Origin of the sequence: Thioalkalivibrio sp. ALJ12, from assembly GCF_000378305.1 — a bacterium.
GTDB lineage: Bacteria > Pseudomonadota > Gammaproteobacteria > Ectothiorhodospirales > Ectothiorhodospiraceae > Thioalkalivibrio.
Genome location: NZ_KB899539.1, coordinates 1 through 12,710, shown reverse-complemented (window position 1 = coordinate 12,710; position 12,710 = coordinate 1). Strand labels below are relative to the sequence as shown.

Sequence of the window (12,710 nt, the reverse complement as noted above, 5' to 3'; positions counted from 1 at the left end):
TCCGGCCCAAAGCCGGTATCCTGTGCGGTTTTTGAACGCCGTCACAGAATAAAGGAAGGCGCATGCTCGCACTGCAAGCCGGGCTGGGACTGCTCGTATTCGTGGCCATCGCCTGGCTGCTGAGCGAACACAAGACACGCTTCCCCTGGCGCGAGGTGCTGGCCGGGCTGGCGCTGCAGTTCGGTATTGCCGTACTGCTGTTGAGCGTCCCCGGCGCACAGCATGCGTTCCTGTGGCTGAACCAGGTCGTGATCGCGCTAACCGATGCCACCCAGGCCGGCACCTCATTCGTGTTCGGCTATATCGGCGGGGACGACCCGCCGTTCGCGGTCGACGACCCGGCCAACAACTTCATCCTCGCGTTCCAGGCGCTGCCGCTGGTGCTGGTGCTCTCGGCCCTGTCGGCGTTGCTGTTCTACTGGCGCGTGCTGCCGGTGCTGATCCGCGGGGCCTCGCTGGTGCTGCAGCGGGCGTTCGGCATTGGCGGTGCCCTGGGCGTGGGCACGGCGTCGAACGTGTTCCTCTCCATGGTCGAATCGCCGCTGGTAATCCGCCCGTATCTGCGCCAGATGAACCGCAGCGAGCTGTTCGCGCTGATGAGCGTGGGCATGGCGACGCTCGCCGGCACGATGCTGGTGCTGTACTCGACCATCATCGGCACGGTGCTGGACGATGCGCTGGGCCACCTGATCGTCGCCTCGCTGATCAGCCTGCCGGCCGCGCTGCTGATCGCCACCGTGATGATCCCGCCGACCGCGCCCTCCACCGCCGGCGATCTGCTCCCCGAGACCGAGGGCGCGACCAGCGCCATGGACGCGATTACCCGCGGCACCCTGCGCGGGTTGGAACTGCTGCTGCAGATCATCGCGCTGCTGATCGTGGTGATCGCCCTGGTCGCGCTGGTCAACGTGATGCTGGGTGCGCTGCCCGAGGTCGCCGGGGCCGCGCTGAGTCTGGAGCGCATCCTGGGCTGGGTCTTCGCCCCGCTGGCCTGGCTGATGGGCATCCCCTGGGCCGAGGCCACCACCGCCGGCTCGCTGCTGGGGGTCAAGACCATCCTCAACGAGATGGTCGCCTTCCTGCAGATGGCGGAGCTGGGGGACGATGCGCTGTCCGCGCGCAGCGAGCTGATCCTGATCTATGCGCTGAGCGGCTTCGCCAACCTGGGCAGCCTCGGCATCCTGATCGGCGGCCTCGGCGCGCTGGTGCCGGAGCGGCGCAGCGAGATCGTGAGCCTGGGCATCCGCGCCATCGTCGCCGGCACGCTGGCCACGCTGATGACCGGCGCCGTGGTCGGCATCGTGCATATCGCCTGACACGCGGCGGGGTCTGCCAAACCGTTGGCAGCCGGAGGCCGTTCCGGTGTAGGCTTCTGTCTGGCGATATGCAAACTGAAATATAACGACCCGCATATCCCCAGCTTCACCGTCACTGCGAGGAGCACCGCGACGAAGCACAAAAGCAGCGAAGCTGCGTTGAACGGCCGAAGGCCGGCCCGAAGGGCGAGCGCAGCGAGTAATCGCGAATGGAACCACCCGAACCCACCTGGACCCAACCACCGGGAAGCCCCCACAGCATGCACCTGCGCGCCCTCCTCCTGACCCTCGTCCTGCTGCTGCCCGGCCTGGCGCACGCCTCCGGCCCGCTGACCATCGCCGCCGCCTCCGACCTGCGCTTCGCCCTGGACGAGATCGTGGAGGCCTACCGCGAGGCCTATCCGGACGACCGCGTGCGCGTGACCTACGGCTCCTCCGGGCGCATGACCACACAGATCCTGAACGGCGCGCCCTACGACATCTTCTTCTCCGCCGACATCGCCTACCCGAAGCGGCTCCACGCGGAGGGTGCCGCCGTCACCGAGCCGTCCGTCTACGCGATCGGCCGCATCGTGCTGTGGAGCAACCGCATGGATGCCTCGGAGCTGACGCTGGAGGACCTGACGCGCGACGACATCCGCCGCGTGGCCATCGCCTCGCCCACCCACGCCCCCTACGGCGTGCGCGCGCAGGAGGCGCTAAAGGCCGCCGGCGTCTGGGACGCGCTGCAGCCGAAGATCGTCAACGGCGACAACATCGCCCAGACCGCGCGCATGGTGCAGGCCGGCGGCGCGGACATCGGCATCATCGCGCTGTCGCTCGCGGAGTTCCCCGATCTCGCCGAGCACCCGCACTACCTGATCGACGACGCGCTGCACGAACCGCTGACCCAGGGCTTCGTGATCACCCGCCGCGGCGCGGACAAGGACACCGCACACCGCTTCGCCGGGTTTATGGGCCGCGACACCGCCCGCGAGATCATGCAGCGTTACGGCTTCGAGATGCCCGGGAGCGGATAGCAGAATGCTGGACCTGAGCCCCACGGACTGGATGGCGATCGAGGTCACCCTCAAGCTCGCGCTCTACACCACGCTGATCCTGCTGGTGATCGCCACGCCGATCGCCTGGTGGCTGGCCAACGGGCGCGGCTCCCCCGGCGTGCGCACCGCGGTGCAGGCCCTCGTCGCCCTGCCGCTGGTGCTGCCGCCCACCGTGCTCGGCTTCTACCTGCTGGTGCTGCTCGGCCCGGCCGGGCCGGTCGGCAGCACGCTGGAGAGCTGGGGCCTGAACCACCTGGCCTTTACCTTTCAGGGCATCCTGATCGGCTCGGTGATCTACTCCCTGCCGTTCGCGGTGCAGCCGCTGCAGCAGGCCTTCGCCAACCTCGGCCGCCGCCCGGTGGAGATCGCCGGCTCGCTCGGCGCCGGGCGCATCGACCGCTTCGTGACCGTGATCCTGCCGATGACCCGCGGCGGCTTCATCGTCGCCGCCACGCTCGCCTTTGCCCACACCCTCGGCGAGTTCGGCGTGATCCTGATGCTGGGCGGCGCCATCCCCGGCGAGACCCAGGTGCTGTCCATCCTGATCTACGACCACGCCGAGGCGATGGACTTCGACTCCGCCCACCGCCTGTCCTTCGGGTTGCTCATCTTCGCCTTCGCCGTGCTGTTCATCGTCTACGCGATCAACCGCCGCTTCGACACGGTGCGCCTGTGACCCGGCCCGAGCCCGACACGCTGCGCATCAAGGCCCGGCTGGAACGCCCCGGCTTCGCGCTGGACGTGGACGCCGCCTTCCCGCTGGAGGGCGTCACCGCCCTGTTCGGCCGCTCCGGCTGCGGCAAGACCACGCTGCTGCGCATCATCGCCGGGCTGGAACGCCCGCCCGGCGGCGAGGTGCACTTTCGCGATACCGCCTGGCAATCCGGCAAGACCTTCGTCCCGTTGCACCGCCGCCGCGTCGGCCTCGTGTTCCAGGAATCCACCCTGCTCCCGCACCTGTCCGTACGCGGCAACCTGCTCTACGGCTACAAGCGCACGCCCGAGCCCCTACGCCGCCTGCACCTGGACGAGGTCGCCCGCCTGCTCGGCATCGACGACCTGCTGGAGCGCCGCGCCGACCAGCTCTCCGGCGGCCAGCGCCAGCGCGTCGCCCTCGGCCGCGCCCTGCTCACCAGCCCGGACCTGCTGCTACTCGACGAACCGCTCAACGCCCTGGACACCCAGACCAAGCGCGAGATCATGCCCTTCCTCGCCCGCCTGTCCGAGGAGACCGGCATCCCCAGCCTGCTCGTCACCCACGCCCCGGACGAGGTCGAACGCCTCGCCACCCGCGTCGCCTTCATGCACGACGGCCAGCTCGAACGCCTGGAACCCCTGCGCGAGGCGCTGGCCCGCGCCGACTCCCCCCTGTTCCGCGACGAAGGCGCCGTCTCCGTCCTGCAAGGCGAACTGGGCCCGGCCGATGCCCACGGCCTGCATCCGTTCGGCCCGCCCGAGGCCCGCTACCGCGTACCGTCTACCCCCGGCGCCATCAACGGCGCCGGCCGCCCGGCCCGCCTGCGCATCGACGCCCGGGACGTCTCCATCGCCCTGTCGCCGCCCCAGGACGTTTCCATTCTCAACATCATCCCTGTCACCATCGAGTCTCTGGACGAGGCGCCCGGACATCACGGGCCCGCACGCGTACTCGCAGTGTGCCGCCAGGACGATGGGCAGACGTTGATGGCGGAGTTGACCCAGCTCTCCACCGAGCGGCTCCGTCTCAGCGCCGGCCTACGCGCCCACGCCCTCGTTAAATCGGTCGCCTTTCTCGCCTGATGCGCCAACTCCGGACGAGAACTGCGCATCCATCGACCGATCTGCTCGCCACCCCAAACTCGTCGTGCCACCATCAGATCACACGAGCCAACCACGGCCTACACCGATACGAACCCTCCCCACTCAAAACACCTTTAGAAATCGAATGGCCAGTTATACATGCGAACCACCCAACCACACTCAGGCGACCCTCACCACGAGCCTTAGCGTTCGCCGTTCCCAAAATCGATGAACCATCAACGTCTCCGGACCAGTGGAGAGAGCCATTATGCTTGTCTATGCAAACGAAATTGAGATTGTTGGATCCAACCCAGCTCTCCAAGTACTTCGAGGAATATCGGGATGGCTGTCAGAAAAACTAGGAGAACGAATTACGATACGTGACTCGACATCCACCGGCGAACGCTCCGGAGGTAGCCCAAGCGCATGGCTGCGGACTGACAAAGCCATTACCGATAATATAAACCTTTATTCTTGGGTCCTAAAGCACCCCGACCCAGTAGTCGCAGGTCGGCAGTGGGTTACAGAACTCGGCCTAAAAGATGACGGCACAGGCTCCGCCCAATTTTCGTGCGTCGTCTACACAGAAGAAAAAAGCATCCTCGTCTCTGACCCCGTACAAGCTAGCCAACCCCGAGTAGTGAAATTCATTTTTCAAAACGTTCAGGAAGAACCGAACGTACAATTCGCGCCAGGAAGCATTGGATCTTACGTTAAATGGGTTGGCAACGACGTAGATTCATACCGAGGGCTCTTAGCCGACATAAACAACCCATCACGAAACTACCCCCTGATCCTTGTTAGCCCCGATAACGAAGGCAATTACCCAGTACAACCCGAAAGACTTCAAAACATATTATTTGGTCTGGCGCAGGTTGTAGGTGCAACCGAGAATTATAACCGTTACGACATGACGGAGACTCTTGGGAGAGAAAATGCCGCCTGGGCTGGAGCGATAAACATAATCAGGGTTCCACACAGTGATGGACGCATTTTTACTCACCGAATTCTACGGAAAGACTTACCCGTAGAGCTCGACACGCCTCACAAGAAAGAGAGTTTCATATTAGGGCGTGTAAGCCACAACACCAACATTCCAAGACAGCGAAACAGAATTCGGCCAGAGGGAGTTAGAACCCTATCAGCAAAAATAAGGCTCGAAAAACGTATCGCAGGCCTAGCAGAAAAGCCAGATAATACACTACGTGATGAGCTTGGAATGGTATATGAAGAGCTGTCAGAGCTAACATCGAACCTCGATGAAGCGCACACGCAAAGAGAAGGGTTAGAGTTAACGCTACTAGAAAGCGAAGAAAAGATACAGGAGCTCGAGAAGCAATTAAAGCAAAGCGTTTACATCAGCAACCATAGGAACGAGCCATCCATCGAATTAGCGGAAGAAAATGAGATAGCCGACAAGCTGATTCACTTTACAGCAGACCCTAAGGGACCAAACCCCGAGGAGTGCCTAGAGCTAATACGCGAGATATACCCCGAACGAGTGGCCGTATTACCGTCGGCAATCGAAAGCGCAAGAGAAGTTCGGAATTTTGCGCAGAATCGACGTCTACTGGACATGCTCAGGCGACTCGTTACCGATTATCTATCGGCCTTCACTCAGGGCGGAGATACTGCTGCGCGGTCCATTTTTACGAACAATGAGTTCGCGGCAAGGGAGTCTGACACAGTGACAAACAACAAACAGTATTTAGCTTATCGAAGATTTGATTTTGACGGTCGGGAGATCGAAATGCTTAAGCACCTCAAGGTTGGAGTGGCTGACGATCCGACTTCGACAATACGCGTTCATTTTGAGATCGACCAAGAGGCAACGCGCGTGCTGATAGGGCATTGCGGCAAACACCTTCCGCTACCAGGGAGGTAACGGCTTACAAGCCAAATGCGGACCTGCCCGGAAACGAACTCGGCGCCCGGAGGCGCCGATCGAAGTGGTTGGGAGAGTGCCGGGGCCTAGCCCCAGATGTCCAAGTGCAAAACGGGGTCGGACCTCGATAAATCGCGGAATATAGAGCGTTAGCCTCCTAGTACGAGGCAACACAGGCGCTTAAACGGCCAATTTCCGGCCTAAAAAGTGCCGAAAGAAGAACGCAGTGGTCGTTGGACCCGGGGATTACGCTGCGGACCGATAAAGAAGAGGACACCCATGATTTTCCAGGGTTCAATCCGCAAGGATGGCGCGCAAATTTTCAGGCTTCCAGTGCCGCCGTCCTTATCCGGAGAGAGGCTTGCTCGCTCCATGCGTGTGACCCTGGCGTGGTTCTCTCCCGTCAATCCCTCGCGCGCCCATTACCGGTTCGCCCCGAGTAGAGAACACCCACTTTCTGCGGGCTTGCCCGTAAACGAACTCGGCGCCCGGAGGCGCCGATCAGAGTGGTTGGGAAAGTGCTGGGTGCTAGCCCCAGATGTCCTGGGTGATGCCGGCGTACCAGGCGCGGGTGTGTTCGGCCTCCTGGCGGCGGAAGGTTGAAGTCTGGCCGAGGGGACTGACGCCACCGGAGCCTTCGACTGCCGCCTGAGCGCCGTTTTGGTACTGGTACACGGCGGCGATGCTGACGCCGTAGTCCGGGGTGATCAGGCCGTAGCAGGTGCTGGCCGAGGATGGCTCTAGTGGCTCCTGGCCCGATAGCTCGCGCAGGATGGCCGCCGCGACGATCTTGCCCTGGTTGTTGGCCGCATGACCGGACTTGGGCATGGCACCCGCCACGCTGGCATCCCCGATCACGTAGATGTTGTCGTCCATGACGGACTTGAAGGTCCGCTGATCGACCGAGGCCCAGCCTTGTTCGTTGGTGAGGCCCGCATCGTGGGCGATCTGCCCGGCGCGCTGTGCGGGGACGAAGTTCATCACGTCCGCGCGGACACGCTCCTGGCCACCGTCCGCGTGGGCGGTCTTGCCGCTGACGTCGATCTCCTCGACGCGCCCACCGTTGGCGCCGCCCCGCCATTCGATCATGTCTCCGTAGTGCTCGGCCCACCCCTCCTCGAACAGGCCCTGCTTGGCGAAGTTCTCCTTGGGGTCGAGGACGATGACCTTGGAGCGTGGTTTGTGGGTCTTGAGGTAGTACGCCACCATCGAGACGCGCTCGTACGGCCCCGGCGGACAACGGTACGGGTTGGGTGGGGCGACCATGACGTAGACCCCGCCATTGGGCATGGCCTGTAACTGCGCCCGCAGCAGCTCGGTCTGCGAGCCGGCCTTCCAGGCGTGCGGGATCGTCTCGGCATCGGCCTCTTCGATGCCGGGCATGTCCTCGTACTTGAAGTCGATGCCCGGCGACATGACCAGCTTGTCGTATTGCAGGCTGTCACCGCTTTCGAGGCGGACGGTGCGGCTGTCGGCGTCTACGCCAATGACCTTGTCCTGTATGACATCGACTCCGTCGCGGTCGCGCAGGTTGTCGTAGCCGTGCGTGATCGCCTCGATGCTCTCGAAGCCGCCAAGCACCCAGTTACTGCCGTAGCAGGTGACGTAGGTGGCGTTGGGTTCGATCAGCGTGACGGCCATGTCAGGCGAAAGTTGTTTCAGGTAGCGCGCCGCGGTGGCACCGCCGGTGCCGCCCCCGACCACGACTACATGGGCCTTGCCAGCGCTGTGCGCAGCAAGAGGGGTTAAACCGATACCGGTCAGGGCGGCCGCGCTGGTGATCCCGAAGGCCTTGAGGAAGTGACGTCGCGTAAAGTTATGCATTGTTGTTATCCCCCGTGATCAGAAGCGCGCGAAGTAGACCGACATGGCTTCTATCTCCTCGTCGGTGTAGCCCCTGGCGTGACGATCCATGATGGTCGCCTCACGCTCGCCATCGCGGAATGCGCGCATCTGGCTCTGGATGACACCCGCCGAGACACGGCCGAGATCCGGAACACCTTTTTCGGCCGCGGCCGCGTTGTGGCAGGCCATACAGGAAGCGGCCATTAGCTGGCCACGGGTGATTTCGTCATTGTCGGCGACAGCCTGGGATGCGGTACCGGCCATCGCCAGCGAGGCGGCAAGCCCCGCCGCGAACAAGCGTGAGTGCTTCATGCGAACGAACTCCTGACGGTTGGGGTTCATGGTTCCCCGGCATTCAGCCGGCCCACCCAACCCCATTGCAGAAAGCGCGCCAAGAGCCTCGCCGCCCTTTGCTACGGCCGTTTTCGCCGCATACAGGCCATAACCGTCGTCGTAACAAACCGACAATTCAGCACTTTGTCGGCCAAAGTGCCCGGTTTGGCTGCTTTGTCCGCACAGGACAAACGAGGGACGGCCCTTGCACCTGATCCGAGCGCATGGCGCCAGACCCGATTGGTAACGGCCAAGGAACCGCTCCACGGGCTTTCTATTGGGTGTCGTGAGCCTGCACTAGACTCACAGTAAGCCCCCACATCGGGAGAAGAGGACATGCTGCTCGAAGGGTCCTGTCACTGCGGCGTGGTGCGTTTTCGCGTGGAATCGCCGCATCCGTATCCCTACCAGCGCTGCTACTGCTCGATATGCCGCAAGACCGCCGGGGGCGGCGGCTATGCCATCAACCTGAGCGGACGCGCCGAGACGCTGGAGGTCGAGGGCGCCGAGCACACGGGTATCTACCATGCAGTGATCGACGGCGAGCCGAGCGTCGGCGAGCGCCATTTCTGCCGCCACTGCGCCAGTGCTCTCTGGGTCTATGATCCGCGCTGGCCCGACCTCGTCCACCCCTTTGCCTCCGCCATCGACAGCGAACTGCCGACCCCGCCCGAGCACGTCCATATCCTGCTCGACAGCAAGGCCAACTGGGTGGATGTGGAGGCAGACGACACCAGTCAATGCTTCTCCGGTTTCCCGGAGGAAAGCATCGCCGAGTGGCACCAACGGCTGGGGCTGGAGGAAAGCGACGAGGGCGATGACAAGGACTCAAGTGGATAGCTATGTCGGACAAATCGGGGCCGTACCTCGATGGCCTTCTGAAACCACGACGGTCATTCCCGCTTGGAAGCGCAACGAATAGAAGAACGGGACAACCGCTACCTTCCTGTCGCCGCCCGGTCCCTTCGGCTGACGGACTCTCGTTGCCAATCAAGTCACACATTCTTCGCCTGGCGGAAACAGGCCTGAAACAGTCCCCAATTAGCGTTCCCGTTACGTTCAAGTACGTACTAACGGGAGACGACCATGCGCCACAAAAACGAATCGATCGACACGCTCATTGAACGCCGGGTTTCGCGCCGAGACTTTATGGCCGGCGGAATCGGCCTGGCGTCCGCCGCCTTCCTAGGCGGCACCGCCCTCGCTGCCCCGGGGAGTGCATCCGCGTCCGCGATCGGCGTGGCTTCACAAGCAGCCGGGGGCGGGCGCCTCGGTTTTGACGCCATCTCGACCTCGACCGCTGACCAGGTGCGAGTACCGCTGAACTACACCGCACGCGTTCTCTACGCGTGGGGCGACCCCGTTTCCGACGGCCCGGCCTTCCGCCAGGATGGCCTGAATACCGCCGAGGAACAGGCTCAGCAGGCGGGCATGAACCACGACGGCATGCAGTTCTTCCCGCTGCCTCTGGGTTCGGACAACGCTGACCACGGCCTGCTGGTCATGAACCACGAATTCACCGATGAAGGCCTGTTGCACGGGGACGGCGAGGGTCCAGATGGCCAGGCCAATCTGACCGCGGAGAAGGTCCGCAAATCTCAGGCTGCTCACGGCGTGTCGGTCATCGAGGTGCGCAAGGTAGACGGCCAGTGGGAAGTCGTGCGTCCGTCCAAATACGGACGTCGAGTGACTGCATACACTCCGATGCGAGTCGGTGGCCCTGCTGCCGGGTCCGAACTGCTCAAGACGGAAGCTGACCCTGAAGGCCGCGAGATCCTTGGCACCTTTCATAACTGTGCACACGGTTACACCCCCTGGGGCACCTATCTCGCCTGTGAAGAAAACTGGGATGTCTACTTCCGCCACCCGACAGCCGAAGTGCCCGAGGCCTACAAGCGCTACGGCGTCAGTGACAACCCCCGATGGCGCTGGGCCGATGCGGATGAACGCTTCGACACCGGCAAGAACCCGAACGAACCGAACCGCTTCGGCTATGTGGTGGAAATCGATCCTTACGACCCGAACTCCACGCCTGTGAAGCGGACAGCGCTAGGCCGTTTCAAGCACGAAAATGCGGCGTTCACGCTCGCCAAGGATGGTCGAGTGGTTTACTACATGGGCGACGATGACTGGTTCGAATATGTTTACAAGTTCGTCTCCAGCAAACCGTGGCAGCCGATGGACCGCGAGGCCAATCGCGATCTGCTCGACGATGGCACCCTGTATGTCGCTCGCTACGATGATCAAGGTGGCGGCGAATGGATCCCGCTGGTCTACGGACAAAACGGGCTGACCGAGGCAAACGGCTTCAAGGACCAGGCCGACGTCCTGGTACACGCGCGCAAGGCTGCCGACGTCGTCGGTGCCACGCCCATGGATCGACCCGAGTGGATCGCCGTACATCCGGAAACCCGTCAGGCCTACGTTGCACTGACCCAGAACGGCCGCCGGGGCGATGAAGGGTCACTAACTCGCCGCGACTTCGGCAGCAAGGACCCGAATGCCCCGAACCCGCGCGAGGACAACGTAATGGGCCATATCCTGCGCTGGAAAGAAACGGGCAACGACCCGGCCGCCGATACCTTCCGCTGGGATATCTTCGTCATGGCCGGCAACCCGAATGACGAATCCCCCAACCGACGCGGAAACATTCGCGGCGACATGTTTGCACAACCCGACGGGATGGCGTTCGACCCGAGGGGCATTCTCTGGATCAATACGGACATGGGTGGCGGGGGCATCTATCCGCGCAAGGGTGGCGCCTATGAAGCCTTTGGAAACAACATGCTGATGGCCGCCGATACGGAAACTGGCGAAGTGCGCAGATTCCTGACCGGGCCCGTCGGCTCGGAAATCACTGGCGCACACGTTAGCCCCGATGGCACGACGCTGTTCGTAAACATCCAGCACCCAGGCGGCGGTGGAGACCACTACGTCAATCACCGCCACAGCAACCCGAAGGAGCCGAAGGCGATCAGTTCCTGGCCCGATGGCGCCCGCGGTGGCCGGCCCCGTCCCGCCACTGTGGTAGTCACCAAGAATGATGGCGGCCTGATCGGCACCTGATTTCGGCAGCGTCGACACCAGGGCCCGGTCTCAATGGACCGGGCCTTTTTTGTAATCTCTCTCGGGAAAAGGGGAAAAGAGGACGCCCATCTTCCTTCGCTGTGGCGACGACTGCCGTAGGCTTCGAGGATTACCACTGATGACCATGCACAACCCTCCGCATCCGGGCGCGTTCATTCGCGAGGTCTATCTGGAACCGTTTCGGCTGAGTGCCCGCCAGCTGGCCAGCAAGCTCGATGTCTCGCCTTCCACCCTGGGGCGCGTCCTGCAGGGACGCAGCGGGGTGAGTCCCGAGATGGCACTGCGTCCAAAACGCTCGGCCGATCGCCGGAAAGCTGGCTGGCCATGCAGGATCAGCACGACCTCTGGTGTGCACGGAAGAGCGTGAAGCTGGACGCCGTGCAGCCGATGCGGTTCGACGGGCACAGAGAGAACGGGCAGCCAGCCGCGTAGCTGCAGAAAACGCGCACTAACGGCTTAGGAACAAGAGGACACCCATCTTCTCGATGCGGTGGCTACTCGTTGTTCAAGGTCAAGATGAGGACACCCACCTTCTTGAGACGCTGCTTACCGGGCCGCCTCGGCTTCCAGCATATCCACGAGTTCGGCGGCGGAGACAAGGCCGTACCTGATCCGGCCCTGAGGGGTGATGATGGTGGGGGTGCCCCGGAACCGCTGCTCCCGGGCGATGGCCAGATGATCGGCCACGGGGTTCGGGCAGTCTTCCGCCTTTATGGTCTCGCCCAGCTTGGCCCGGGTGATGGCATCCTGCCGGTCGTCGCTGCACCACAACGCCTCCATCTGCTCGAAGGCGTTGCCGATGACGGGGAACGCCGCATAGCGAATGCGGATGTCCCATAAGAGGTAATCGTCGATTTGCTGATGGAACTCGCGGCAATAAGGGCAGTTGACGTCGGTAAAGACCGTCACGGTGTACTGGGCGTCGTCCGGCTCAAAGACGATGAGCTCGTCCTCGTCCAGGCCTTCCACCAGTTGCACGATCTCGGCCTCCCGTTCCCCGGCGGCCGCGTTGCCGCTCAGGCCGAACACGAGAAGCGCCACGGCCACCAGAACCATGGGGCATGCGCAGATCCTGTTCCGTATCACGTCCACCGTCCTTCCGACTTGATGCGCTGACAGCCGGTGTTTGTCGGCCTGCCGGATCCCCTGCCCCGAACACATACCGATGGACCATTGCGAGGAATCCGGGTTCCGCCTGAACGACACGCGAAAACCAGCGGGAAAAGGGCTCGGACCTCGATAGCATCATTCTATTGCCCGTTAGAGCGAGGCCCCGGGGGGCGTGGCAATCTCCGAACGCAACTCCTGACGTTTGCCTCTGCCAGTGGTGGATAGAGAGGACACCCAGTTTTTTCTGGCCATCATGGCGAGGTCCCGCAGGGGCCGTGGCCATCTCCGAACGCTACCTCTCGCGTCCGCCCTGGC

At 62.9% G+C, this 12,710-nt stretch carries 10 protein-coding genes and 1 pseudogene; 8 read left to right on the top strand and 3 right to left on the bottom strand.

Annotated features, from left to right (window positions below):
- Positions 1-62 precede the first annotated feature (62 nt).
- From F467_RS0107560 to F467_RS13805, 5 genes are all read left to right on the top strand, one after another.
- The gene (locus F467_RS0107560) at positions 63-1,316 is read left to right on the top strand and encodes a NupC/NupG family nucleoside CNT transporter (protein WP_018138507.1); all 1,254 of its coding nucleotides are present in this window, start codon (positions 63-65) and stop codon (positions 1,314-1,316) included.
- Positions 1,317-1,576: 260 nt separating this feature from the next.
- Complete coding sequence (gene modA, locus F467_RS0107555) at positions 1,577-2,335, top strand: molybdate ABC transporter substrate-binding protein (RefSeq protein ID WP_018138506.1); 759 nt, start codon at positions 1,577-1,579, stop codon at positions 2,333-2,335.
- A 4-nt stretch (positions 2,336-2,339) separates the two neighbouring features.
- Entirely contained in the window at positions 2,340-3,032 is a 693-nt protein-coding gene (modB, locus tag F467_RS0107550) for a molybdate ABC transporter permease subunit (RefSeq protein ID WP_018138505.1), read from the top strand.
- Positions 3,029-4,135, top strand: a complete 1,107-nt coding sequence (gene modC, locus F467_RS0107545) for a molybdenum ABC transporter ATP-binding protein (protein WP_018138504.1) — start codon at positions 3,029-3,031, stop codon at positions 4,133-4,135. Before modB ends, modC begins: the two co-directional genes overlap by 4 nt.
- 268 nt (positions 4,136-4,403) lie before the next feature.
- A complete protein-coding gene (locus tag F467_RS13805; protein ID WP_231362272.1) occupies positions 4,404-6,020 on the top strand; it encodes a hypothetical protein in 1,617 nt (538 codons plus the stop codon).
- Between the two features lie 528 nt (positions 6,021-6,548).
- Here F467_RS13805 and F467_RS0107535 read toward each other — a convergent pair.
- Entirely contained in the window at positions 6,549-7,844 is a 1,296-nt protein-coding gene (locus F467_RS0107535; protein ID WP_018138502.1) for an NAD(P)/FAD-dependent oxidoreductase, read from the bottom strand.
- An 18-nt stretch (positions 7,845-7,862) separates the two neighbouring features.
- Positions 7,863-8,177: a c-type cytochrome gene (locus F467_RS0107530; RefSeq protein WP_018138501.1), complete on the bottom strand. Its 315-nt coding sequence runs from the start codon at positions 8,175-8,177 to the stop codon at positions 7,863-7,865.
- A 357-nt stretch (positions 8,178-8,534) separates the two neighbouring features.
- Here F467_RS0107530 and F467_RS0107525 point away from each other — a divergent pair, with 357 nt between their 5' ends.
- The 3 genes and pseudogenes from F467_RS0107525 (at position 8,535) to F467_RS13175 (ending at position 11,717) form a co-directional block, all read left to right on the top strand.
- Positions 8,535-9,038, top strand: coding sequence for a GFA family protein (locus F467_RS0107525; protein ID WP_018138500.1), 504 nt, complete (start codon positions 8,535-8,537; stop codon positions 9,036-9,038).
- A gap of 246 nt (positions 9,039-9,284) precedes the next feature.
- Positions 9,285-11,264: a PhoX family phosphatase gene (locus F467_RS0107520; RefSeq protein ID WP_018138499.1), complete on the top strand. Its 1,980-nt coding sequence runs from the start codon at positions 9,285-9,287 to the stop codon at positions 11,262-11,264.
- 139 nt (positions 11,265-11,403) lie between these two features.
- Positions 11,404-11,717: pseudogene (locus F467_RS13175) on the top strand (HigA family addiction module antitoxin).
- Between the two features lie 114 nt (positions 11,718-11,831).
- On the opposite strand, the gene F467_RS0107510 reads toward F467_RS13175, so the two are convergent.
- Entirely contained in the window at positions 11,832-12,341 is a 510-nt protein-coding gene (locus tag F467_RS0107510; RefSeq protein WP_018138497.1) for a DsbC family protein, read from the bottom strand.
- Positions 12,342-12,710: the final 369 nt, after the last annotated feature.

Excerpts from the sequence above, each read along its gene's own strand:
- modB (WP_018138505.1), top strand. The coding sequence starts at position 2,340 with ATGCTGGACCTGAGCCCCACGGACTGGATGGCGATCGAGGTCACCCTC.
- F467_RS0107535 (WP_018138502.1), bottom strand. The coding sequence starts at position 7,844 with ATGCATAACTTTACGCGACGTCACTTCCTCAAGGCCTTCGGGATCACC.
- F467_RS0107510 (WP_018138497.1), bottom strand. The coding sequence starts at position 12,341 with ATGGTTCTGGTGGCCGTGGCGCTTCTCGTGTTCGGCCTGAGCGGCAAC.
- modA (WP_018138506.1), top strand. The coding sequence starts at position 1,577 with ATGCACCTGCGCGCCCTCCTCCTGACCCTCGTCCTGCTGCTGCCCGGC.
- F467_RS0107530 (WP_018138501.1), bottom strand. The coding sequence starts at position 8,177 with ATGAAGCACTCACGCTTGTTCGCGGCGGGGCTTGCCGCCTCGCTGGCG.
- F467_RS0107525 (WP_018138500.1), top strand. The coding sequence starts at position 8,535 with ATGCTGCTCGAAGGGTCCTGTCACTGCGGCGTGGTGCGTTTTCGCGTG.
- F467_RS0107520 (WP_018138499.1), top strand. The coding sequence starts at position 9,285 with ATGCGCCACAAAAACGAATCGATCGACACGCTCATTGAACGCCGGGTT.
- F467_RS0107560 (WP_018138507.1), top strand. The coding sequence starts at position 63 with ATGCTCGCACTGCAAGCCGGGCTGGGACTGCTCGTATTCGTGGCCATC.
- F467_RS13805 (WP_231362272.1), top strand. The coding sequence starts at position 4,404 with ATGCTTGTCTATGCAAACGAAATTGAGATTGTTGGATCCAACCCAGCT.